The sequence below is a fragment of the Chitinophaga sp. GbtcB8 genome (assembly GCF_019091455.1).
Taxonomy (GTDB): Bacteria; Bacteroidota; Bacteroidia; order Chitinophagales; family Chitinophagaceae; genus Chitinophaga.
This window is the reverse complement of sequence record NZ_JAGXJN010000039.1, coordinates 22,936-47,143: the sequence shown is the minus strand read 5'-3', so window position 1 is coordinate 47,143 and position 24,208 is coordinate 22,936. Positions and strand designations below refer to the sequence as shown.

At 47.4% G+C, this 24,208-nt stretch carries 24 protein-coding genes; 8 read left to right on the top strand and 16 right to left on the bottom strand.

What is annotated here, in order from left to right; genetic code table 11:
- Positions 1-139: 139 nt before the first annotated feature.
- From KVT36_RS26195 to KVT36_RS26185, 3 genes are all read right to left on the bottom strand, one after another.
- The gene (locus KVT36_RS26195; RefSeq protein ID WP_217606407.1) at positions 140-1,594 is read right to left on the bottom strand and encodes an APC family permease; all 1,455 of its coding nucleotides are present in this window, start codon (positions 1,592-1,594) and stop codon (positions 140-142) included.
- Positions 1,595-1,620: 26 nt separating this feature from the next.
- A complete protein-coding gene (locus KVT36_RS26190; protein ID WP_254640209.1) occupies positions 1,621-3,075 on the bottom strand; it encodes an aldehyde dehydrogenase (NADP(+)) in 1,455 nt (484 codons plus the stop codon).
- A 103-nt stretch (positions 3,076-3,178) separates the two neighbouring features.
- Positions 3,179-4,114: a dihydrodipicolinate synthase family protein gene (locus KVT36_RS26185; protein ID WP_217606406.1), complete on the bottom strand. Its 936-nt coding sequence runs from the start codon at positions 4,112-4,114 to the stop codon at positions 3,179-3,181.
- A 261-nt stretch (positions 4,115-4,375) separates the two neighbouring features.
- On the opposite strand from KVT36_RS26185, the gene KVT36_RS26180 reads away from it, so the two are divergent.
- Positions 4,376-5,257: an AraC family transcriptional regulator gene (locus KVT36_RS26180; protein WP_217606405.1), complete on the top strand. Its 882-nt coding sequence runs from the start codon at positions 4,376-4,378 to the stop codon at positions 5,255-5,257.
- A gap of 21 nt (positions 5,258-5,278) precedes the next feature.
- Positions 5,279-7,555 carry a S9 family peptidase gene (locus KVT36_RS26175; protein ID WP_217606404.1) on the top strand — a complete coding sequence of 759 codons (2,277 nt, stop codon included), beginning with the start codon at positions 5,279-5,281 and terminating at the stop codon, positions 7,553-7,555.
- 159 nt (positions 7,556-7,714) lie between these two features.
- Here KVT36_RS26175 and KVT36_RS26170 read toward each other — a convergent pair whose 3' ends face one another.
- On the bottom strand, positions 7,715-9,601 hold the full coding sequence (locus tag KVT36_RS26170; RefSeq protein WP_217606403.1) for a DUF4139 domain-containing protein: 1,887 nt from the start codon (positions 9,599-9,601) through the stop codon (positions 7,715-7,717).
- Between the two features lie 168 nt (positions 9,602-9,769).
- Positions 9,770-10,441: a tRNA (5-methylaminomethyl-2-thiouridine)(34)-methyltransferase MnmD gene (mnmD, locus tag KVT36_RS26165; protein WP_217606402.1), complete on the bottom strand. Its 672-nt coding sequence runs from the start codon at positions 10,439-10,441 to the stop codon at positions 9,770-9,772.
- A 305-nt stretch (positions 10,442-10,746) separates the two neighbouring features.
- Between mnmD and KVT36_RS26160 the strand changes: the two genes are divergently transcribed.
- Complete coding sequence (locus tag KVT36_RS26160; RefSeq protein WP_217606401.1) at positions 10,747-11,514, top strand: hypothetical protein; 768 nt, start codon at positions 10,747-10,749, stop codon at positions 11,512-11,514.
- Positions 11,515-11,649: 135 nt separating this feature from the next.
- Here KVT36_RS26160 and KVT36_RS26155 read toward each other — a convergent pair whose 3' ends face one another.
- Complete coding sequence (locus tag KVT36_RS26155; protein ID WP_217606400.1) at positions 11,650-12,579, bottom strand: EamA family transporter; 930 nt, start codon at positions 12,577-12,579, stop codon at positions 11,650-11,652.
- 138 nt (positions 12,580-12,717) lie between these two features.
- Here KVT36_RS26155 and KVT36_RS26150 point away from each other — a divergent pair, with 138 nt between their 5' ends.
- Both KVT36_RS26150 and KVT36_RS26145 read left to right on the top strand, forming a co-directional pair.
- A complete protein-coding gene (locus KVT36_RS26150) occupies positions 12,718-13,347 on the top strand; it encodes a CGNR zinc finger domain-containing protein (protein ID WP_217606399.1) in 630 nt (209 codons plus the stop codon).
- A 5-nt stretch (positions 13,348-13,352) separates the two neighbouring features.
- On the top strand, positions 13,353-14,621 hold the full coding sequence (locus tag KVT36_RS26145) for an NAD(P)/FAD-dependent oxidoreductase (RefSeq protein WP_217606398.1): 1,269 nt from the start codon (positions 13,353-13,355) through the stop codon (positions 14,619-14,621).
- Between the two features lie 23 nt (positions 14,622-14,644).
- Here the strand turns inward: KVT36_RS26145 and KVT36_RS26140 are convergent, their stop codons facing one another.
- On the bottom strand, positions 14,645-15,094 hold the full coding sequence (locus tag KVT36_RS26140; protein WP_217606397.1) for a type II toxin-antitoxin system HigA family antitoxin: 450 nt from the start codon (positions 15,092-15,094) through the stop codon (positions 14,645-14,647).
- Positions 15,095-15,104: 10 nt separating this feature from the next.
- Positions 15,105-15,437 (bottom strand): type II toxin-antitoxin system HigB family toxin, encoded by a 333-nt coding sequence (locus KVT36_RS26135; protein ID WP_217606396.1) that lies wholly within the window; start codon positions 15,435-15,437, stop codon positions 15,105-15,107.
- 148 nt (positions 15,438-15,585) lie between these two features.
- Between KVT36_RS26135 and KVT36_RS26130 the strand changes: the two genes are divergently transcribed.
- The gene (locus KVT36_RS26130) at positions 15,586-16,161 is read left to right on the top strand and encodes a YeeE/YedE family protein (protein WP_368670050.1); all 576 of its coding nucleotides are present in this window, start codon (positions 15,586-15,588) and stop codon (positions 16,159-16,161) included.
- Between the two features lie 3 nt (positions 16,162-16,164).
- Positions 16,165-16,650 (top strand): DUF6691 family protein, encoded by a 486-nt coding sequence (locus tag KVT36_RS26125; RefSeq protein ID WP_217606394.1) that lies wholly within the window; start codon positions 16,165-16,167, stop codon positions 16,648-16,650.
- Between the two features lie 28 nt (positions 16,651-16,678).
- Here KVT36_RS26125 and KVT36_RS26120 read toward each other — a convergent pair whose 3' ends face one another.
- The 5 genes from KVT36_RS26120 to KVT36_RS26100 form a co-directional block, all read right to left on the bottom strand.
- Entirely contained in the window at positions 16,679-18,859 is a 2,181-nt protein-coding gene (locus KVT36_RS26120) for a peptidase domain-containing ABC transporter (RefSeq protein WP_217606393.1), read from the bottom strand.
- 24 nt (positions 18,860-18,883) lie between these two features.
- A complete protein-coding gene (locus KVT36_RS26115; protein WP_217606392.1) occupies positions 18,884-20,029 on the bottom strand; it encodes an HlyD family secretion protein in 1,146 nt (381 codons plus the stop codon).
- A gap of 23 nt (positions 20,030-20,052) precedes the next feature.
- Positions 20,053-20,295 carry a helix-turn-helix domain-containing protein gene (locus tag KVT36_RS26110; protein ID WP_217606391.1) on the bottom strand — a complete coding sequence of 81 codons (243 nt, stop codon included), beginning with the start codon at positions 20,293-20,295 and terminating at the stop codon, positions 20,053-20,055.
- A gap of 274 nt (positions 20,296-20,569) precedes the next feature.
- Positions 20,570-20,773, bottom strand: coding sequence for a hypothetical protein (locus KVT36_RS26105; protein ID WP_217606390.1), 204 nt, complete (start codon positions 20,771-20,773; stop codon positions 20,570-20,572).
- 91 nt (positions 20,774-20,864) lie between these two features.
- On the bottom strand, positions 20,865-21,044 hold the full coding sequence (locus KVT36_RS26100) for a hypothetical protein (RefSeq protein WP_217606389.1): 180 nt from the start codon (positions 21,042-21,044) through the stop codon (positions 20,865-20,867).
- A gap of 241 nt (positions 21,045-21,285) precedes the next feature.
- Between KVT36_RS26100 and KVT36_RS26095 the strand changes: the two genes are divergently transcribed.
- Complete coding sequence (locus tag KVT36_RS26095; RefSeq protein ID WP_217606388.1) at positions 21,286-21,924, top strand: 4'-phosphopantetheinyl transferase superfamily protein; 639 nt, start codon at positions 21,286-21,288, stop codon at positions 21,922-21,924.
- Between the two features lie 10 nt (positions 21,925-21,934).
- On the opposite strand, the gene KVT36_RS26090 is transcribed toward KVT36_RS26095, so the two are convergent.
- From KVT36_RS26090 to KVT36_RS26080, 3 genes are all read right to left on the bottom strand, one after another.
- On the bottom strand, positions 21,935-22,561 hold the full coding sequence (locus KVT36_RS26090; protein ID WP_217606387.1) for a response regulator transcription factor: 627 nt from the start codon (positions 22,559-22,561) through the stop codon (positions 21,935-21,937).
- 55 nt (positions 22,562-22,616) lie between these two features.
- Positions 22,617-23,810 carry a lanthionine synthetase C family protein gene (locus KVT36_RS26085; protein WP_217606386.1) on the bottom strand — a complete coding sequence of 398 codons (1,194 nt, stop codon included), beginning with the start codon at positions 23,808-23,810 and terminating at the stop codon, positions 22,617-22,619.
- A gap of 76 nt (positions 23,811-23,886) precedes the next feature.
- A complete protein-coding gene (locus KVT36_RS26080) occupies positions 23,887-24,060 on the bottom strand; it encodes a class I lanthipeptide (protein WP_217606385.1) in 174 nt (57 codons plus the stop codon).
- Positions 24,061-24,208 lie beyond the last annotated feature (148 nt).

Below are 24,208 nucleotides of genomic sequence, written 5' to 3'. Positions count from 1 at the left end.
GCCACTACCCTCATTCCCAAAAATATTCAGAAGCCCTGAGTACAAAGTTGCGAGTATTGATCAAAGGTTTGCAAAAATTAACATAAATCATGGGCATCCTGCCTGTATCAGATTAAAATGAGGGCAGCTACCGGTTAATTTATGGTAATTCGCTGGTTACCGGTTCCTGCTCTTGTACCGGTGCAGCCGCCGCTTTTTTGCCCCATACGCCGTAATATACAGGGATTCCCAGCAGCACCAAACCTAGTCCGGGCCAGGTATACATAGGTTTATACGCCAGCAGCGACAGGCAAATAATGGTGGCGGCCACCACATAAAACAAGGGTAATACCGGGTAACCAAAGGCTTTGTAAGGACGGTGCAGATCCGGGCGCTTGCGGCGCAGGCGGAAAATACCGATAATGGTCAGGATGTAAAAGATCAGCACCACAAAGATCACATAATCCAGCAGCTGCCCGTACTTCCCGCTCAAACACAGCATAGAAGCCCACAAACACTGCAGCCACAGGGCTTTGGAAGGCACTGCATTCTTGTTTAACGTGCCTAGCCGTTTAAAGAACAGGCCATCATTGGCCATGGTATAATATACCCGCGCGCCAGCCAGTATCAGCCCGTTGTTACAACCAAAGGTAGATACCATGATAAGCGCAGCAATAATATACGTGCCCATACTGCCAAAAATGTGTACGGAGGCAGCCACTCCTACCCGGTCGCTTTCTGCAAAAGCTACTTCATGTAAAGGCATTACCCCCAGGAACATCATGTTGGTAGACACATAAATGATGGTTACCACCAGTGTACCCAGGAACAGGCTAAGGCCAATATTCTTTTCCGGACGTTTGATCTCTGCTGCTATGAAGGTTACATTATGCCAGGAATCACTGCTGAACAATGTGCCCACCATACTGCCCGCAATAGCGCCCATTACCGCTAAACCGGTGTAAGGCAGCAGCCCTTGGGGCGTAAGCTTTTGCAGGGCGAAACCGGTTTGCCAGTTAGCATCCCACACCTCTTTACGGGCAGCCAGCAAAAAACCGAAAATAATAAGGCCGAACAAGGCGGCTATTTTGGTGAGCGTAAAAGTGGTTTGAATGATCTTACCTTCTTTTACACCGCGTGTATTCACATACGTGAGTAATACGATCAATAAAATGGAGGTGAGCTGCGCCGCGGTGACCTGCATAAAACCCAGGTCGGCCAGCACATTTTTTTCACTCAGGGCAGGAAAGATATACGCGGCAAATTTGGCAAAAGCCACGCCCACGGCGGCAATAGTTCCGGTTTGTATAACGGTGAAAAAGCTCCATCCGTACAGGAAACCCACCAGTGGGTTAAAGGCTTCTTTGAGGTATACATACTGCCCGCCTGCTTTGGGAAACATTGCACTTAGCTCTCCATAGCTCAGGGCAGCCGTGAGGGTTAACACACCAGCCAGCACCCACACGATGGTAAGCCAGCCTGCGGAGCTTACATTGCGTACAATATCAGCGCTTACAATGAAGATACCGGAACCGATCATAGACCCGGCTACGATCATGGTAGCGTCCAGCAGCCCGAAAGAGCGCTTAAAAGATGTTGGTTGATCTGTTGACATAGATGTGTTTTATGGTAGATAGTCCGCTACCGCGTATACTCATTATCCACCATTCGCCAAATGCCCAGCGGGTTAGCGTTTTGCAGGGCTGCAGGCAGCATGCTGTCCAAAAATCCCTGGAAACATACCGGCCGCACCCAGCGTTTAATAGCGCTGGTGCCTACGGAGGTAAAACGTGCATCGGTAGTGGCCGGGAATGGACCGCCATGCACCATGGCTGCGCATACTTCCACACCGGTAGGCGGTGCGTTTAAGATCACGCGGCCGGCCAGGGTGGTTTGCAGGGCAATAACATCCGCGTAGGCCGCCATATCAGCTTCTGTACCTACTGCGGTAGTAGTAAGCTGGCCTTTTACACTTTTCAGTACGGCTTTCAGCTCCTCCTTATTATCACATACTACCAGCAGTGAGGAGGGGCCAAACACTTCCTCTTTCAATACCGGGTTAGCCAGGAAATCCTTTGCAGTTACGCGGGCCAGCGCCGGGTGGGCTTCCAGCTCCGCGGGCGCTGTTACAGATTCGTTTACCAGCGCTACACCCTGCTGCGCCAGTATTTGCTGCCGGCCTTTTACATAAGCCTGCCGAATACCGCCGTGCAGCATTTTTTGCGGGGCGCATTGGGCAATGGCTTCGCCCAGCAGCTGTGCAAAATTTTCCAGCGCAGCGCTGCGGATACCCAGCAGCAGGCCGGGATTAGTACAAAATTGTCCCATCCCCAAAGTAACCGACCCGCCAAAGGTTTGCGCCAATGCAGCGGCATTTTTTTCCAGCGTATCCGGGAGGAATACTACCGGGTTAATGCTGCTCATTTCCGCAAACACCGGTATGGGGGTCTCTCTCTGATTGGCATAATCGAACAATGCCTTACCGCCTGCAAAAGAGCCGGTAAAGCCTACGCCCGTGGTTAACGGGTGTATCACTAATTGTTTTCCTATATCGTTGCCCGGAGCCGCTACATGCTGTACTGTGTGCTCCGGCATATTGGTCTTTTTAATAGCTTCCAGCATAGCCGCAAATACCTTTTGGGATGTTTGGGCATGTGCCGGGTGGCCTTTGATCACCACGGTAGCGCCGGCAGCCAGCGCACTGGCAGTATCGCCGCCGGCAGTGGAGAATGCAAAGGGAAAGTTGCTGGCGCCAAACACCACTACAGGGCCTACCGGCAGTAACATTTTACGTATATCCGGCCGGGGCGGTGTGCTGGCAGGATTAGCGGTATCTATCACCGCCTCTACCCAGCTGCCTTCTTTGATAAGGCGGGCAAAAAGCTTCAGCTGATTAGTGGTACGGGTAAGCTCCCCGTTCAGGCGGGCCAGGGGCAGGTTGCTCTCCTGGCTGGCAACAGGCACCAGGGCTTCCCGCTGCCCTTCCAGCTCATCTGCAATGGCTTCCAGGAAAAGGGCCCTTACGTGGGCGGGTATTGTTTTGTAGTGTTCAAATGCAGCAGCGGCCTGCTGCAGTACGATATCTACATCTATCATGGTTTCTTGCTTTTTTAGTGAATAGTGAAAGGTGAAATTAATAAATCTCCGCTTTCACTATTCACTTTTTGCTGTTCATTATGGTGCCGTTATTGTTCACTGCTCATTTTGCATGTGCTAATGCACCTATTGAAAGGTAGTCCGGCAGTTCCGCGCGGTTAGCCAGGGCCGTATCTATTACTGATAATACCTGCTCCCGTTCTTTACCAATAAGGGTAAGGCGTGGCGCTCTTACATGCTCGCTACCCAGCCCGGCGCGGGTTTCAGCCAGCTTAATATATTGAACCAGCTTGGCATGCAGGTCCAGCTCCAGCAGGGGCAGGAACCAGCGGTAAATTTCCAGCGCTTCTGCTACACGGCCGGCTTTTACCAGGCGGTAAATAGCTACGGTTTCTGCGGGGAACGCACATACCAGGCCGCCAACCCAGCCCACTGCACCTAATACCATTTCTTCCAGCGCCAGGGTATCCACACCGCAAAGTATCTTAAAGCGGTTGCCAAAACGGTTGATCATACGGGTTACGTTGGAAACGTCGCGGGTAGATTCTTTTACCGCCTGCACATTTTTAAAGGCTGCCAGCTCTTCAAAGATGGCCAGCGTCACATCTACCTTATAATCTACCGGGTTATTATAGATCATGATAGGCAGATCAGTGGAGGATGCTACGGCCTTAAAGTAAGCGGCGGTTTCCCGTTCATCGCTCTTATAGCGCATGGGGGGTAATAACATTAAACCCTTAGCGCCCCATTCCTGGGCCAGCTGGGCCTGTTTTACCGCTTCAGCAGTAGCGCCTTCCGCAATGTTCAATACCACGGGTATTTTGCCCGCGACCTTCTCTACCGAATATTTTACCAGCGTTTCTTTTTCAGCTGCAGTGAGGGTGCTGGCCTCTCCCAGGGACCCTCCCAGGATAATACCATCTATACCGGCAGCCAGCTGCGCCTTCAGGTTCTTCTCAAATAATGGAAGGTCCAATTCATCATTGGCTGTGAACTTGGTAGTGATTGCAGGAAATATCCCTTTCCATTCAATAGACATGTTACTCAAATTTTTTTCAAAAATATTTCAATCATTACATGCGAACCTACCCAATTATAATCAATTATTACCTGATATTAACCTGTTTCGGAAAAGGATGGGGTAAAATTTGTAATATTGAGTGAATCGATGGCCGATGGTCCATAGTCCATGGATTATTTCAATAGATCCAATACTACCCTTTATGCAATTCCTGCATAATGAAGTATGCAATGGACCATCGGCTATGGACCAGGATATCAGCCAAAATAAGGAAGTATTATGAAAGTGCTACAGTTCACGATCCCCGTGCCATTAGATAAATCCATCATTGTACAGAAAGATGTGCTGCCTAACTTTTACCCGCATCTGCACCGTCACCAGGAGATACAGCTTACCTGGATCCAGAAAGGCGAAGGCACGCTGGTAGCGGATAATAACATGCATTCATTCCGCTCCAACGAAATCTTCTGGCTGGGCGCCAATCAACCGCATATCTTTAAAAGTGAACCTTCTTATTTTTTACCCAAGAGTAAAAAGAAGATCGTGGCCTGGATGTTCTTCTTTAATCCGAACGGTGCGCTGTCTGCTTTTTTCAACCTTCCGGAAATGAAGCTGCTGAAAAACTTTGTACAGCAGCACCAGTCCGGCTTTAAGCTGCCTGCCCAGCATGTAATAGAAGTATCCAATAAAATGCTGCGTATTGCGCAAAGTGCAGGCGCAGATCAATTGATGTTGTTTGTAGAGCTGTTAAAGCAGCTAAGCAGCTACCAGGATCTTGCACCGCTGAGCGCTGGTAATAAAACGCCTATGTTCAGTGAGCATGAAGGCATCCGCATTGGCAACATTTACAATTTTATTATGCAGCAGTATGATAAACCCATTACGCTGGAAGATGCTGCGAAACAGGCCCATATGACACCCCAGGCTTTTTGCCGCTTTTTCAAGAAACACACCCTGCACACTTTTGTGTCTTTCCTGAATGAAGTACGCATCAACGAAGCCTGTAAGAAGCTCACGGATGGTGATTATGATAACATTGCAACCGTAGCTTATACCTGCGGTTTTAACAGCATTACCAATTTTAACCGGGTGTTTAAAGGTATCACCGGGCAATCGCCCAGTGAATATATGAACAGTTATTTTCAGAGTGTGGAGCACTGAGGCTTTATAAATTTCACAACCATGCCATACAAAACATTCAGCCTGTTAACCATTACATTGCTGTTACTGGGCAATGTACTTTCACTGCAGGCACAGGGCACTGCAGACGATTACCGCCGCGCCAATGACTGGAGCAACCGTATCAGGAACAAGCTCTATTATGCCCCCACCAGCTTTAACTGGATCGATAGCACACACCACTGCTGGTACTACGAGCAAACACCGCGCGGTAAAGAGTTTATGCTGGTGGATGCAGACAAGCACACCAAAGCGCCGGCCTTTGACCAGGTGAAACTGGCAGATGCCCTCAGCACCCTGCTGCACCGTACTTATACGGCATATGCGCTGCCATTTACCATGATGGATTTCAGTGATAAGGAACATACGCTGGAATTTAATATAGGCGATACCGTATGCCAGTGCAGGCTAACAGACTACAGCTGCCGGGTAAAAGAGATCAAAGGGAAAACCACACCCGACCGCTACTGGGGCGCAGATCATGATGAGCAGAACGACCCGCCCGTGCCCTCGCCGGACAGCAACTGGGTGGCTTATATCCAAAGCTACAACGTATACATCCGCGACCGTAAAACAAAAGCTGTTTTTCAATTAAGCTACGATGGCTCTGAAGGAGAATTTTATTCCTGCTACATGGAGTGGGCGCCGGATTCAAAAAAGCTGGCCGCTGTTAAGGTACGGCCTAATAAAAAACATTTGCTGTACCTGATCTCATCTTCCCCAACAGACCAGCTGCAGCCAAAGCTTAGTACCCGCGATTACCTGAAGCCCGGCGATGCGCTGCCGGTAAGGGTTCCGCAGCTGTTCCTGGTAGAAAGTAAAAAACATATTCCGTTAGATGCGGCACTGTTTAACCAGCAATACAGCCTGGGCAACCTGGAATGGCGTAAGGACAGCCGCGCATTTACCTTTGAATATAACCAGCGCGGACACCAGGTATACCGCGTGCTGGAGGCAGATGCTGCCACAGGCCAGGTTAAAATACTGGTAGAGGAAACCAGCCCCACGTTCATTGATTACAGCAGTAAAAAATACCGCTATGATGTGAATGACGGTAAAGAGATCATCTGGGCATCTGAGCGCGACGGATGGAACCACCTGTATTTATACGACGGCAAAACCGGGCAGGTAAAACATCCTATTACCAAAGGCAGCTGGGTAGTACGTTCTGTGGTAAAGGTAGATGAGCAGGCCAGGACCATTATTTTTGGCGCCAGCGGCCGGGAACACGGCCAGGACCCTTACCTGGTACAGTATTACAAAATGGATTTTGAAGGCAAGCACCTGCAGCCTTTAACAACGGAAAATGCGCAGCATGCCGCCAAATTCAGCACCGATTATAAATACTTTGTAGATGCCTATTCCCGCGTGGATCTGCCGCCGGTAACCGTTTTACGTGATGCCAATGGCAAAGTAGTAATGGAGCTGGAAAAGGCCGACATTACCGCCTTACAACAAACCGGCTGGCGTGCGCCCGAAGTATTTTCCGCTAAAGGCCGCGATGGGCAAACAGATATCTGGGGGATCATTATCCGGCCCTCTAACTTTGATGCCTCCCGTAAGTACCCGGTTATAGAAAATATTTATGCGGGCCCGCACAGCGCGTTTGTACCTAAGGCTTTCCAGGCCTCCTACCGCGGTATGCAGGAGCTGGCAGAGCTGGGTTTTATTGTGATACAGGTAGATGGCATGGGCACCTCCAACCGCTCCAAAGCATTTCATGATGTATGCTGGAAAACCCTGAAAGATGCCGGTTTCCCTGACCGCATTTTATGGATGAAGGCCGCTGCCGGAAAATATCCTTATATGGACCTTACAAGGGTAGGCATTTACGGAACCTCTGCCGGCGGGCAAAATGCCGCAGGCGCCGTATTATTCCATCCCGGGTTTTATAAAGCAGCCGTAGCCTCCTGCGGATGCCATGATAACCGCATGGACACAATGTGGTGGAATGAGCAATGGATGGGATATCCTATAGGCCCGCAGTACGAGGAATGTTCCAATGTTACCCACGCCGCTAACCTGGAAGGTAAGCTGATGCTGATCCTGGGAGAGATGGATGATAATGTGGACCCCTCCTCTACCCTGCAGCTGGTAAATGCGCTCATAAAGAACAATAAGGATTTTGATTTTGTGATGGTGCCAGGCATGGGACACTCTTCCGGCGGAGATTATGGAGAGCAGAAAAGAAGGGATTTCTTTGTAAAGAATTTAATGCAGGTTGCCCCACCGGCCTGGGATGAGCTGAAGGTGGAGAATAAAACACTGGGAACCCGCTGAAATAATTAATAAAACAGAGCGGGCAAATAGCGTGGCGCTTAATACAAAATGCAGGTGGTGTTATGCGTTTAGCATTTAACGTTTAGTATTTAGCGTTTAGCATAAAACAGCCCTGCCGGGCATTACCTGGCAGGGCTGTTTTAATTGGATAGTTATCTTTTAATCAATGTTTACAATAGCTGCTTTAGGATAGCTAATGTTATATTTCAGCTGCTGCTTTCGCTCTGCAGCAGGCGCCAGCGACATTTTCCAGGTGAGCAGCTTGGTGCTTTCATCCAGCTGGGCATCGCCATAGCTGATGCCGGATATTTCCATATCAGTATTGGTGCTAAGCGGTAGCTGATCCTGCAGGGTAATGCTAATGGGTACTGGTTTATTATTCTTAATGCCTAACTGCCAGGAGCGCGCTACTGTTATATTCCTGCCAATAAAACGTTTGCGGCTGTAATCCTTTTCCAGCGTGCGGGTAACAGTTACCTGTTTATCGCGGCCCAGGGATATCAGCAGCGTATCCTGCGAGTTTTGAAGGTCCAGCAGGGATTTGCCCAGGTAGGTATCTTCATAAAAAATGCTGGCTTCCCCATCCAGCAGGTTCAGGGATTCCCAGTCCGTAATACCAGCCACCAGGAAGGCCGCTTTGTCCAGCTTAGGCACAGCATAATATTCATAGCTGGCAGGTACTTCCACTTCTTTTACACCCACGGTGTAAGGTTTTCCATCCGGCTCAATAGTATAAGGCACGGGTATATCATAATAAAAGGTAGTAGCTACATATTGCTCTGTAACATCCTCAACTATGCTGGATGATTGTTTGCGCAGGGCTTTTCTTCTATCCACAGCCATACCCGCTACATTGCCCTGCAATTCCTTAGAGCTGCCATATCCCACGACTACCACCTCACTCAGCGACGTGTTGTCCGGGTGCATACTGATCCGCATAAAACCACCGTCTGCCGGCACTTCTCTTTTATTAAAACCTACATAGGAAAACACCACGGTTTGCTCTCCGCCTGATGTTTGCAGCTGAAAATTACCCTTATCATCTGTTACAGTACCCAAGGTTTTGCCTTTGATCTGTACGTTGCAGCCTGCCAATGGCACTCCGCTGTCATCTGTTACCCTTCCGCTTATTTCACCATTGCTGAGCATTTGTTGCACCTGGCGGCTACGGCTCAGCTCATCATAGCTGCTGTAACTGTGTAAGTACCAGGGGCGTAATACCGGCCGCACGCTGCTTTCGTCAGGGTTTCCTGTACTTAGTTGCAGCTTAACCTTCTTCCACACTTCACCACACTGCTGAAATACTTTGGCTTTAAAAGTAATGTCCAGCGGCTGGGTAATATCTTTTACCCGTATATCGTAAGCCGGCAGCCAGCCTGCATTCTTTACCAGGTAGCTAACGGTGAATTTACCGGTGGAGGCGCTTTTAGCCAGTACATCCAGTACTATATCGCTGGTTGGTATTTCTTTCAGCTGGCGCAGGCCCTGCAATTGATTGGCTGTTTGCAGCAGCTCCTTTTCCAGTGTACGGATCTGTTGTTTAATACTGAGCTGTTTGTCCAGCACTTCTGTCAGGCGCTGCCGTTGCAGGTCCAGTATATCTTTTAACTCTATGGCTTTTAAAACATTATTGGTGCCACCAATATCCTGGTTCTTGGTAAGAATGCTTTCTTCCTGCGTGTACACCTGCAGGTTATTTTTTTCACGGTCCAGCTTGTCCTGCAGGGTTTGACGCTGTTTTTCCAGTTGGTCAATTTCTTCCCGCTGCGTTTGTTCCTTAATAAAATTAGGCTGATGTGATACAGATAACAACATGGTATTAGCCGGCAGCTTGGCCTGTATGCTTTTTTGATCCACATCCGGGGAAATGCCGCTGAAAACAATCTTGTTATTACCCGGCGTAACGGCGTACTGCATGCTGCGGGTAACCTGTGCCCCTTGAAGGAAAACGGTAACCTGGTCAACAGTACTGGCGGAGGTAGCAGGTGTTTGCGCAAAGCTCTGCTGCAGGCAAAGCAGCACCGGGATAAAATAGGTATATCTCATTTTGTAGCAATTTGTTCAAGGATGCCGGGTTAATTTATTTTCCATAAACGGAAATGTTTCTTGCCCCTTTCCCCTATCATAGGTATTAATAATTACTTAAAAAGCTGCAATAGCAGTAAAAGATTATTCCTAAATATAGTAATTGTTCGCACAAAAGCAAATGAGCCCTTAGCCCTTTACAGCTCTTATAATTTCCCTTTTACCTGGCGGGCCTGCTAATTTCTCCACTGTAAAACCAATGGCTTGCAGGTCTTTTCGCACCGCACTTTTACTACAATAAGTAACCAGCACCCCTCCAGGATGCATTCGGGCCGCTACCTGCTCAAACACGGCTGCACTCCACAGCTCCGGCTGTATCTCCGGAGCAAAGGCATCAAAATAAACCAGGTGAAATAACTGTGCAGAAGCTGCCAGGTATGCAGCCAGCGATTGCTTTTTCTTTAACAGGGAAAATTGTGGATGCAGCGGCACAACTTCTTCCCAGGCCGCTCTGTGTAAGGTTTCCAGGTCATGACCGGCAGTAGTTTTTAACAAATTATTATAATTTAAGGCCTGCATTTCCGGGGCAGACAATGGGTACAATTCTACTGCTTCATAATAAACAGGCCGTTGTTCTGCAATAACCTCCTGTAAGGTAAGCAGCGCATTTAAACCGGTACCAAAGCCCATTTCAAATATACATAGGGGTGAATGTTGCTGCAGCAGGGGCCGCAATCCTGCATTAATATATATATGTACACTCTCCTGTATAGCGCCATGGGTGCTGTGGTACGTAACATTGGTGCCGGTTACGCCTATAGTATGTGATCCGTCACCTGTAAGCTGTATATGCCGTTCCATGCTGCAAAGATAATGGCCCTAAACCATGCTACGCGCAGGTATGCACGGAACAAAAACGTGGGGACATAGTCAACAGAATAAGATGTTGATTGGGTGTAGCTTCTACAAAATATATCCGTTAAAGAAATGTTACATAAAAACATTCAAACGCTGGAATGCCGTATTCTCAAAGGGATTGAGCCGTTTTAACAATTCTTTTCTGATTTTGCGCAGGGTTTTTGTCTTATTCCCTGGCAAGAAACCAAACGAAATGGTTTCAGTCAAAAAAGTTAAATCGGATCGTTAACCATAAAAATTGAAAAACGATGAAAACACAGATCTTAAAATTTGGCCTTATGGCAGGCGTTGGAGCGATAATGCTTACACAGGTAAACGCAAAGAATGGTGTTAGTGCAAAAATGTCCCGCGACACCGTAGCTGTAGCTGATACAGCTAACTTTAAAGTAGACACTGCAAATTTTGCAGTTGATACCGCAGCTTTCAAAGCAGACACTGCGAACTTTAAAGTAGATACCGCCGCTTTCGCAGTAGATACTGCCTTTGCGCTGGACAGTGCAGCTGTAGCTGATACAGCTAACTTTAAAGTAGACACTGCAAATTTTGCAGTTGATACCGCAGCTTTTAAAGCAGATACTGCCAACTTTAAAGTGGACACCGCTGCTTTTGCAGTAGATACTGCAGCTTTTAAAGCAGATACTGCCGACTTTAAAATGGACACAGCTTCTGTAAAAGACACTGCTGCTTTTGCCGCTCCTGACACTGCATTCTTCAAAGACACTGCTAACTTCGTAGCAGACACGGCTTTTGCTAAAGACACAGCTGCATTCAAAAAGGATACTGCTTTCTTTTCAAAAGACACCGCATCTTTTATAGTTAAGGATACTGCAGCAATGCGTCCTGACACAGCTTCTTTTGTAAAAGACACTGCTTCTTTTGTAAAAGATACCGCTACTATCCGTCGCGATACAGCAGTTATCCGTGATACCGTTGCTACTCAACCAGTAGATACCACCGGTAAAAAAAATCATGTGAAAAAAGAAAAAGCTAAGAAAGACACTACTGCTCAGAAGTAATTAGGTAACTAACCACTAAGACACACGTAGCTAGTGTAAAATTATTCTTGAAAAAGGCAGTGATTAATCATCGCTGCCTTTTTCTTTTGCCTCTAACCAGGGTTATGATGCCGTTGTACTCACTGACACACTTTTCTAAACCCTGGACAGTTTGTAATTCGGTACATTGGTGAACAGTACGCCGGCTAAGATCACCAACAGCGCCATTATCTGCAGCAAAGAGATCTGCTCATTGGCAAAGGCCCAGCCTATGAGGATGGCCACTACCGGATTTACGTAGGTATGCGTACTTACCAATGCCGGCGGGCGAATGGTGATTAGCCAGGTAAAAGCCATATAGGCCACCAGCGATCCCATAGTGATCAGGTATAACAAACCTCCCCAGGCAGGCAGCGGCACGGTATTTATATTAAAATCAGCCCATTCTCCCGTGAACAATGCGGTGAGGCCGCTAAAAAGGCCCGCAGCCAGGAGCTGCAGGCCGGTTGTCAGGGTATTGGAATGGCTGTGGTCCAATTTATATTTAGCGTACAGGGAACCTACTACCCATAAAATAGCGCCCAGCAATAGTACAAGGTTACCGGTCAGTAACATGCCGGCATCCTTTGTTTCAGGCGCTGCAGCCTGGGTATAATGAAAGAACAGTACAATACCGGTAAATCCGATCACCAATCCGCCCAACACCCATTTATTGGAAAAGTAGCTCCCCCACTCTTTTTTATCCAGCAGTAAAAAGAAAAAGGGTTCAGTAGCCATAATAATAGCAGCATAACCCGAGTTTACATATTGCTCTGCCCAGGTTACCAGGCCCGTACCGCCCACCAGCATTAAGATACCACTAATGGAAGCATTACTTATAGTACCGGTATTGGGTAATCTTTCACCACGCGCCAAACACCATATTAACAGGATGCAGCCTGCTATCACACCCCGGAAAGCCGTTAGCACAAAAGGCGGAAACCCCTTTAATCCAAATGCAATAGCCATATAGGTGGTACCCCATACAATATAAATAGCCAGGAAAGCCAGGATAACCAGCCATTGCGGTGAATTTTCCGATCTCATATCCGGTGGGTTTGGGTTGAATGCCTACAGTTTATATTACCAGTAAAACAAGTTTTACCGGTATAAATCTATGTAATTATTTATTACCGTCAAAAGCTTTTTTGCTAGTAAAATAATGTACCTTTCCACCTGTATCTTATGAGCAAAGAGAGAAATATTAATACCCTTCCCCTGGATGGAGGCGCGCTCTGCTTTCATTTTATTAATACCGTTCATTCCTGGCGGGGCATTAACCTGCATGAGTATTTAGACAGTTATACCTCCTTGTTGCAATGGTGTAGTAAAGTGAATATCCTTACCACCAAAAGCCGTAAAGCCCTGCAGTTATATGCCGCCAAACATTCCGAAGCAGCCGATAAAGCCCTGCAAAAAATGAAACGCGTACGGGAATTGTTGTACCACTTCTTCTCCGCGGTTGCAGCACAGGATCCGCAGCAAATACAGGAAGAGCTGCTGCATAAGTTTAACACCATGTTATCCGCCGGTTTATCACATATCCGCTTTACCATAAAAGGCACACATCTTGAACAGGATTGGGAAGAAGATGCTGCCGATCTGCTATCACCTTTATGGGTAGTGATGAAATCAGCGTATGATATACTCACCCTGGAAGATCATCAGCGGATCAAGGAATGCGGGCAATGTGGCTGGATCTTCCTGGACCATACCAAGAATAACAAACGGCGCTGGTGCAGCCCGGTTACCTGTGGCAGCATGGAAAAATCGAAGAAATATTATCATAAGAAAAAGCAGGGATCAGAGGGTTAATACATATGGCACAAACAGACGTAATTATTATAGGCGCCGGCGCAGCAGGCTTAATGGCAGCCAGGGAGCTGATAAAAGCCGGGAAGAAAGTACAGATGCTGGAAGCCCGCGATCATATTGGCGGGCGCATCCATCAGCATACAGGCGCTGAATTTATTCATGGGGATGTGCCTCTGACGCTGGGATTATTAAAAGATGCAAACATTCCTTACCACGCCATTGAAGGCACCATGCTGCAATCATTCAAAGGGCAGCTGGTACCTGTGGAGGAGCTGGAAATACCGCACTGGCCGCTTTTTGTAGCCGCATTGAAAAAGCAGGAAGAAGATCTGCCGCTGCAGGATTTCCTGGAGCTCCATTTTGCAGATGATGAATACAATGAACTGAGAGATACCGTTATCCGTTATGCCTCCGGTTATGATACCGCTGATCCGGCGGATGCCAGTACCCTGGCCATGCGCGAAGAATGGGTATCAGAGCATGAAGCCACCCAATACCGTATCAATGGCGGCTACGACCGCCTCACCGCTTTTCTGGCAGCAGAAATTACAAAGGGTGGCGGCACTATTCAGCTCTCATCTATTGTACAACATATTCACTGGCAACCGGGAAAGGTGGAGGTCATTACTACCAATGAGCAGCATTATACCGCTCAGCAGGTATTGATCACGGTACCCCTTAGCGTATTACAGGCAGCGCCAACAGAATTGGGCAGCCTGCAATACTTTCCACCCTTACCAGCGCAGTATGAAGCAGCACAGCAAATGGGTATGGGCGGCATTATTAAAATACTGCTGCAGTTCCGGGAACCCTTCTGGGAAAAGCAAACCATTAACGGCAAAAGCGGGGAAGATATAACCCTTATTTTTTCCCAACAAACCGTGCCCACCTGGTGGACGCAATACCCCGAAACATCTACCCTGCTTACCGGGTGGCTGGGTGGCCCGCCTGCCAAAGCGCTCAAAGAGGCGCCTGATGCGGAGGTGCTGGAAATGGCATTTAATTCACTCTCAGGTATTTTTAATATGCCCGTATCAACGTTGCAATCTTTATTACTCAGCGCGCAGATCATTAACTGGACAAATGATCCGTTTACACGCGGCTCCTACTCATACCCTACTATCCATACCAAAGCAGCACTGCCCGTATTAACTACGCCTGTAGTGAACACATTATTTTTTGCAGGAGAAGGATTGTATAACGGCGCGCTTATGGGAACGGTAGAAGCAGCCCTGGTAAACGGGCAGGAAGTAGTGAAGAAAATGTTAGGCTAATCAGCAAATAAAAAAGGTAGTAATTACCTTACTACCTTTAGCTCTTTTGTTGTATTCATTACACTGGCATTTTTCAGCTGCGCATTTAACGGGGATATCAGTTTATACGGCCGGTTAAATAACTCCTGTGATACTTTAAAATGCTCTGCGAGCTTACGGATATTTTCTTTGGAAAGCCCTCTGCGGTAATGCAGCATATCAGATATCAGGCTTTTTCCAATACCCAGTATAGCGGCCAGCTCTGTAGCTTTCAGGTTATTTTCTGCCATTAAATACTGTAATATTTCAATAGGATTAGCATCTTTAAAAGTGCTGTGTGATTCATCCCACTTTTCTATGAGCAGGGTAAGCAGCTCTATTTCATCTGATAACTCTTTGCTTTTACGGGGACTGGCCACTAACTCTGCCAGCACATCACAGTATTCATCATACTGCTTTTCAGATTTAATTACCTTGTATTTTAACTTTTCCATAACCCCTGTTTTAATAATCACTAATAATATATTGCTTTCTGTTAGCGCATAACTCTGTGTAAGCTGCATGTGTGCCTATCCAGCACACAAACAAATGTACCTGCGATGCCCCAAATGCGTATTGGCAGATCATGCGGTGATGATTACCCCCAATGTTAAATACTACCCGCTGACTGCCATTTCCTAAAAGATCTGCGGTGCCAAATGTATTCAATATATCTTCTGGCATATTCCAGGTTGCACCTTTTACCGTTACAATCCAAAGTTCAAAGCTACTTCTGCTACTGGCATGCCTCCTTACATATTTTTCAATAGTTTGAAGTTTGATCAAATGTACTTTCATGGGTTTCCGTTTACAAACATACAAAAAGTTCTCGGAATGCGAACATTCCCCTATTTTTTTTAGCACACAATATTAACCACACCATGCTCAAAAGAAGGTTAATCCGGCGTTAAGGAAAAAGACGTACTTTTCATTTCCTAACAGCTCTATAACCAACCGTATGTTACAAACACTTTCCCAGCCATGGCCCTGGTATGTAGCCGGTCCCTTAATTGGCCTGGCAGTACCGGTTTTGCTGCTCCTGGGCAACAAACACTTTGGAATATCTGCCAACTTACGGCACCTCTGTGCGGCCTGCCTGCCGGCTAAAATTCCCTTTTTTCAATACGAGTGGAAAAAGGAAAGCTGGAACCTCTTTTTTGCAGCAGGCATTATAGCTGGCGCATGGCTGGCGTCCATATTATTACATAATCCACATCCCATACAGGTGCACCCCGCGCTGGCGCAGGAAATGAATAACTATAATGTTCATGACTATAACCATTTGCTGCCGGTTGATCTCTTTTCTTTTGCCAACCTGCTAACAGCACGTGGTTTTATTCTTATTGTAATGGGCGGTTTCCTGGTAGGCTTTGGAACCCGCTATGCAGGTGGCTGTACATCCGGCCACGCCATTATGGGGCTGGCCAGTTTGCAGGGGCCTTCCCTGGTGGCTACCTGCTGTTTTATGGCAGGTGGTTTTATAACCGCCAACTGGATCTTACCCTTCATTCTTCAATTGTAAACAATGCCTGATTTAATCAATACTGATTTTGAAGTTCATTCATTAGAGCGCATAGAGGCCGCAGCTCCCAGGCCCTGGTGGCATTTGCTCAAATACGCTGTGGCGGGCATGTTGCTGGGTATTGTATTTGTTAAAGCAGAAATTATTTCCTGGTTCCGTATACAGGAAATGTTCCGCTTACAAAGCTTTCACATGTATGGGGTTATTGGCTCCGCGGTAGTAGTAGCAGCCATTTCTGTATGGATCATCAAAAGGTTCAGCATTAAAACCATCAGCGGAGAAAAAATTGATTTTACGTCTAAGAAATACAATAAAGGGCAGGTCATTGGCGGGCTTATTTTTGGCGCTGGCTGGGCGCTTACCGGCGCTTGTCCGGGACCGCTGTTTGCACAAATAGGTACCGGCGCTTTTGTAGTGATAGTAATGATCCTGAGCGCAATTGCAGGTACCTGGGTATATGGCTTGTTAAGAGAAAAGCTGCCTCATTGATTGATTTGATCGTTCCTGTACTTACTATTTAGCCTTGCAGCATGCCCTGGTGATGGCTCCATAACTTTGCATACACCGTATTACGGGCCAGCAGCTGCTTATGCGTACCTTCTTCTGCCAGCGCGCCATCCTGCAGTACCACGATCTGATCGGCATTTACCACGGTACTTAACCGGTGTGCGATCACGATCACTGTTTTACCGGCATCCCTCAGCTCCTGCATAGCGTTTTGTACATACAGATCCGAAACAGGGTCCAGTGAGGAAGTGGCTTCATCCAGGATCAGTATTTCCGGGTGGCGGTATAATGCACGGGCAATAGCAATACGGTGGCGCTGGCCACCGGAAAGGTTTACGCCATGTTCACCCAATAGTGTATTAAAGCCATCCGGCAGCTTTTCTATAAATTCCAGGATCCCCAGCTGCTGGGAAATACGTAATACCTGCTGCATATCCGGCTCAAACTCACCCACAGCAATATTAGCTGTAATGGGGCCTGCAAACAGGTCTATTTGCTGGGGCACAACACTTACCAGGCGGCGCAGGCTTTCATGCTGAATATAGCGGATATCCGTATGCCCAATGGCAATAGTACCTTCCTTTAAAGGGTAAATATTCTGCAGCAACGACATCAGGGTAGATTTACCCGAACCGCTCTCCCCTACAATAGCTGTAATACGTCCCTGCTGCACTTCCAGGTTAAAATGCCGGAATACCGGCACCCGGCTGCCATAGCTGAAAGTAACGTTGTTAAACACAATATTCCCGATCATACCAGGTTGCAGCTCCACCTTTTGCGCGGTTTCCTCCTGCTCCAGGTCCATGATCTCAAATAAACGGTCAGCGGCAATAAGCGCATCCTGCATACTTTTATTAGCAGTGATAAGGCCCATAGCCGGCCCCGTAAAATACCCCACCAGCGCGTAAAAAGATAAGAGCTCACCCGGGCTTAGCTCCCGGTTTATCACAAACACTGAACCGATCCATAAAAGAGCTATCACAAAACCGCTGGTTACAACATTAGCGGCGCTGCCTATGTACAGGTTACTGATGGTAGAATGGTAAATGGTTTTCAGCAGGCGTATAAAACGGTGCTCTGTTCTCATATTGGCATATTCTTCCAGGCCAAACCGTTTAATAGTGGCTACTGAATTAAGCGACTCCACCAGCTGGCTGCCCAGTTCCGCATTATCTTCCATCAGCTTACGCTGCAGCTTTTTATTTACGCGGTTGCTAACCTGGTATATCAGCAGGTACACCGGGATAATACCCAGCATGATCAGCGCCAGCTTCCAGTAATAGGTGAACATTAAAGCAAAAGAGAAAATGACAACAAAAACATTCACCACCAGGGTTAATGCTACATCGTTAATGAATACACGTATTTTTACTGCATCGGCAATACGGGAGGTGATCTCCCCTACCCGCATCGTATCAAAGAACTGTTGGGGTAGTTTTAGTAAATGTTTATAGTAGCCTAATATCAGCTGCGCATCCAGCTGCTGGCCGGTTTTAACAGCAAAAATGCTTTTAAGATTACCTACAAATAATTGCAGCAGTAATATCACCAGCATAATTACGCCTAACAGGTTCAGCAGGTTACGGTTACCTTCTACCAGCACATTATCAACGATCTTTTGTACATAAATAGAAGTGGAAAGCCCCAGCACAGTGTAGATCACCGCACCAAACAGCGACTGCGTTAACACAGACCGGTGAGGGCGCAGCAGGTACCAGAAACGTTGCAGGTGCGATATTTTTTCATTACCCGTTTTAAAATCTTCATCCGGCATTAACAGCACCAGCACGCTGGTCCATGTTTTTTTAAAGTCTTCGTGGCTAAGGTGGTGATACTGGCCGTCAATCGGGTCCATTACAACAACCTGTTTGGCGGTTACCTTGTACACTACTACAAAATGCTGCAGCATGCCGTTCACCACCACATGCGCAATAGCAGGCTTGGGTATATTGTTCAGCGCTTCCAACGGCCCTTTTACACCCTTGGCCTGGAAACCCAGCTTCTGCGCAGCTTCTATCACCCCTAATACATTGGTGCCTTTACGGTCGGTACCGGCATATTGCCGGATGCGGGCTACCGGTAGCTGCAAATGATAATACGCTGCTACAGATGCCAGGCAGGCAGCGCCGCAATCACTGATATCGCGCTGTTTTACCCGGGCACTCCGTTTTAATCTGGCATCATTTGTCATGGCATCATGTTATATACTAAAAGGTTAAGTAGCCTTTCGGGCTGGGTTCATCCAGTCATCGGCTTTATCATACAGTAGCTGGAACAGGCTGCGTTTGGTGAGAATGAAACGTGCCTGGAAGGTCATTCCTTTTTTCAGGTTCCCTTTTACGCCATTACGGGTATGCACCTCCGTGCCGGCAAAACTGCATCTCACTCTAAACACCGGCTGGTTATTCACCAGGATAAAATCGTTGTCAATAGATTGTATCCTGCCTTCTACCAGGCCCCATTCATTATAATTAAATGCATCTACCTGGAATTTCACAGGCATGCCCGCCTGCAGGTAGCCAATATCTTTGGGTGTTACATAACATTCTGCTACCAGGTTAGAGTCTGGGGAAATAATGCCCAGCAGCTCACCAGCCTGGATATAACCGCCGGTATACTTCCCGCTGAATTGCTGCAGGGTGCCGCTTACCGGGGCTTTGATCACGTTCCATTCCTTTTCCTGCTCCAGCTGCCGGGTATCTGCATGCAGGCGGCTGCTTTCTGTCTGCAAATGACTCAGCTCTTCCTGCCAGGCGCTGCGTTGCTGTTGTATGGTCAGCTGGTAGGCGGCCTGGCTTTTTACATATTCATATTGCCGGTCGGCATATTCTTTTTTGGCAATTACTTTTTCGGCAAACAGCTTTTCGTACATCTCCATATCGGCTTTTAGCTTATTCACGGTGGCCAGCTGCTCATTGAGGGTAGACTGATAACGCTGGTACTGCTGCTGGTATAAAGGAGATTGCAGGCCGCCGCCACGGCCGGCCGTAAGTAAGGTGAGGTCATGAATGTATTTATCGCGCTGGTCCAGCTCCCAGGTGTTTTGCTGCAGCTTGCTGTCACTTACGGCTTCCTGCAGGCGCAGGATCTCCTGCCCTTTCAATAGCTTTTGCCCGTCAGTTACCAGTATAGCTGCAATGGTGCCGGCCACCAGGTTGCGCAGCTCATGCTTTTCTGTAATGGGGCGCACCAGGCCGGTAGCCTTTACCGACACATCTACCTTAATAAAAGGTAATGAGATCAATGCAATGAAAGCGGCTGCCAGCACGGTAATATACAGCAGCTGCGTTCTCACTTTCACCCTGGGCAGCCAGGTATAGGTGGAATGTTGCATAATACTTATCGGGAACAACTGGGGCATGGTATGCTTTTATGGTTAAATGATCACAGGTGATGATCAGCATTTATTTCTGCCAGCAGGTCGGTGGGTGCAATGTCCAGGATACGGGCCACTTCGCAAAGCCGGTCAATGGTCATAGGGATCTTCCCGGTTTCCAGCTTGCTATAGGCGTTCTGGGATATGTCCAGGTGAGCGGCCATGTATTCCTGGGAATATTCTTTCTTTCTGCGCAAATGCCTGATCAGGATTGCCACCTGTTGGGTGCATCTTAGTTTTCTGCCTTCCATAGTGATGCTGGTTAATAGGAATCGGGATAACAGCTCTCTGCATTTCCGGGCTTCGCCATAGGACACTATAATCACGCTCATTAAGCTGCTGCTTAACAAATACCTACGGGTAAACAACCACAGCGGATTGCAGGGAAGACAGTATTTTTTTGATCTTTCAGATAAAAGGCAGGCAGGGGATTTATATTACCGGGACAGGAAAAGCGCCCTGGTCCGTTTACCGGGACAGGACGCCTCTAAATCCTTGTGCTAAATGCGTTAATTAGTGTAGAGATTAAACAATGGTACCAAGCAGCGTTTTCAGGAAAGCGCTGGTTATGCCGGATACATTGTATACGGTGCCTAACAGCTGAACAATACCCGGTGTTAGCCCGGTGGTGATCCCTGTAGTAAGGTTCGTTAACAATCCACCACCTTCTGTTTCCAGCAGCTCTTCCTGGGAAAGCGCTGTAAGATCCCCCGTTGAAAGACATGTCATGCGCGATGTATTTTGAGGTAATTACATATGCCTACTCTTTCAAAGCTTTTCGGCGGCCGCTTATAATAGTACAATTGTTAAAGAGCAGCTGTTAGATCAGGAAATCCAGCAGGCCATTCACGGTATTTTTTACACCACCCACTGTGTTTGGCAGGTTCACTAACAGGCCTGCAGCAGTGGTTAATAAATTGGTTAACAAACCACCGCCTTCTACTGTTGTTAATTCATTAGGGGACAGTTCAGTGAGGCCTTCCATTGGAAAGTTTTTCATAGTTTTTGGTTTTAACTTGGTTACTTTATGTGCCTACTCTATTCAAAGCTTTTCGGCATCTGCTTATAAATTGAAAGTTGCATAAAATAAATATTGCAAACAAAACCCCATGGTTTTAAATAATAGCTATCAGTTTTAAAGTGGGGTAATTTATGTAGGTATAGGATTAATTATAATTTATTCGGGAATTTTCTAAACTTGCAGGCTTAAATTATTTTTACAACGTACAATTATCCTATTCATGGCGGGAACCATTTATTTTGCCAACTACCCTATACCGCTGCCTACCGCTACCTTCCAGGTTTTAGTGGAACAATTACCGGTGTACCTGCAAACAAAGATCTCAAAGTTCAGGCGATGGGAAGATGCCCATGCCAGCCTGCTGGGCAAACACCTGTTACTGGCTGCGCTGAAAGCGCATGGCCGCACCGCTAACCTGCATATGCTGCGGTATACCGGGTTTGGGCGCCCGTTCCTGGAAGACAATATAGATTTCAATATTTCACATGCCGGCCGCATGGTAGCCTGTGTGGTAAGCCCGCATGGACGTATAGGCATTGACGTGGAGGCCATCCGCCCTATTAATATCAACGATTTTAAAGGCCAGTTTACAGATACTGAATGGGCGGCCATTAATAATGCGCCCAATCCATTACACGCATTCTACGCTCACTGGACCTGCAAAGAGGCTATCCTGAAAGCAGATGGCAGCGGCCTTAATACGGCGCTCACCAGCCTGGATGTAACCAATAAAAGTATGGTTACCCTGGAAAAGAACCAATGGTACCTGCATGAAATAAAAGCTTTCCCGGACTATGCCTGCCATGTAGCCACTGACCAGAAAGGGCTGCAGATCAAAGTGGAAGAGGTGCGCTTTTAATTATTAATTCCTATTTGACCAGCTTATTCTCTAGTGCAAAACGGATAAGGACGGCGGTATTCTTCACATCCAGCTTGGCGAGTAAGCTTTTGCGATGGGTATCTACAGTAGAGGCGCTGACGAATAATTTTTCGGCTATTTCAGGGTTCGTGTAACCTTCTGCAATCAGCTGCAGCACTTCTTTTTCGCGGCGGGTTAAAGGAGGTAATTTGTTAAGGGTGTTATTATCTTCTTTGCGGGCAGCATGGCCGGCCTCAAAACACAGGTAGGTTTTACCTTTATTTACTTCATTAACGGCTTCCAGCAGCACTTCCTTATCGGCATTCTTGATCACATAACCGCTGGCGCCTTTGTCCATCATTTGTTTTACATGGTGGCCATCGTTAAAGGAGCTGAGGGCCAGCACCATTACTTCCGGGTATTTTGTTTTGATCATGCAGCACAGGTCTATACCGCTCATATCCGGCAGGCCAATGTCCATCAGGATCACATCTGCTTTATTTTCTGTAAAATAGTCCAGGCAGGCCTGGCCATTGGGGGCATGTCCGGTGAGTAAAATGTCTTTTTCGGAGCCAAGCAGGGAACGTAACCCTTCTAAAACCAGGGGATGATCATCGACAATGAAAACGCGTACCATATACTGTTAGAGCTGTTTTCAAAGCTACAAAATTGTTCCCCATTTTTCCAACTAATCAGGAGAGCAGCATACAGCGGTCCCAGGCTGCTGCCTGTGGATCAAGAACAGCCATCAGGGCCAGCCCGATGCCGGTAATACCTTCCAGCAGGTTATAGCTGTTCACCATACCGCTCATGGTATGGCATTTAAAACCAGCCGGCCCGTCGGGCCAGGTACGGAAAGCCAGGGTTTGCTGCAGCCAGTGCTCCATGCCCCTGCGTAACAGCTCATTACCACTCCCCGCGTACACGCGGTTATAAATATGCGCCAGCCCCATGCTGCCATGGCATAAGCCGGCATCCCGCACACTACCGTTCTCCGCATCGCGGTGCTGCATGATCTGTACCAGGATATTGCAGGCCTCCTGTTTAAAACGCTCGTTCTGCAGGCGCACACCGGCGTTCCATAGGGTGATGGCAATACCGGGATCGCCATAACACCAGCCCAGGCGGCTTAGCGGGTTACCAATGGGTTTACTGCCTGCCGTTACCATGGTTGGGTAACAGGAAATGCCGGCGCCGGTGTTTTGATTACGGGTGGTTAATAACCATTGTATACCCTTTTCCAGCAAAGGCCGGGCACGTTCCTGCGCTATTCCCCTTTCATAGATCATTCCCAGTACCGCCAGTATGGCCGGCATACCATGGGCTAAACCCAGGTTATAATGATCACCGTCCTGGTTCTTCTTCACAAAGCCATCTTTCCAGCTAATGCCGGTAGCCCTAGGCACAGCAGCCTTTTCCAGCCGGGCAACAACATTTTCCAGGCAGGCATTCACAGCAGGTCCCGCCTCCCGCTCCAGGAAATACAAGGCAGGGCCTAAGCCTTCGTGTAAAAGATCGTAGCGCTTTTCACTTAGCTCCTGGTCCATATACTGGTACAGCAGCGCATCTGTTTCTTCAAAAGCATTTGCGCCTTCTTCCTTTTCAATAAACCCCAGCTGCATTAAATGCTGCAAACACCAGCTTATCCCGGCAATACCGTTACAATGGGAATGGATCATTTCTTCCGTAGCCATTACATGCACTGCTTTCATTACCACCTGCTCCATTTTATGCAGGTGTTCCTGTCTGCCGGTTAAGCGGTGGTAATAGGCATAAAATAAGGCGCTGCCACCGTAACCGCTTAGCAGGCCGGGTGCTGTTTCCTGCTCAATAAAATGATCCAGCGCGGTGCTGATATCTGCCAGGATCTTATATAGCTGTTTCATAAAAATGATGAGGGGTTAAAAACAAAACACACTCCACATACATGAAGTGTGTTTTGTAAATGAAATGCTTTAGCAATTACAGGGTACGGCACTGTGCGTTAATGTCTGATTCGCAACAACCGTCTGCGCATACGCTTCTCTTTGTAAAGTCTCTTGGTAAACCGCCTTTTACCATTTGCTGATCGGCTTTAGTCAGGCTGGCTACAGTAATTTTTCCCAGGGTTAATTTCTTTTGGGATTGTTTTTTCATGACACAGAATGCTTTTGTAATCTTAAAAAGCAGTAAAAACTTTAATTGAGTGGTTAATGAAATAATGATAGCGCAAAAGTATAGGCGCCGCGGCAAGACGATCTCCCCGGAAAAGGTGATTTTATAAAAAAGCCCGGTTTAAATAAAC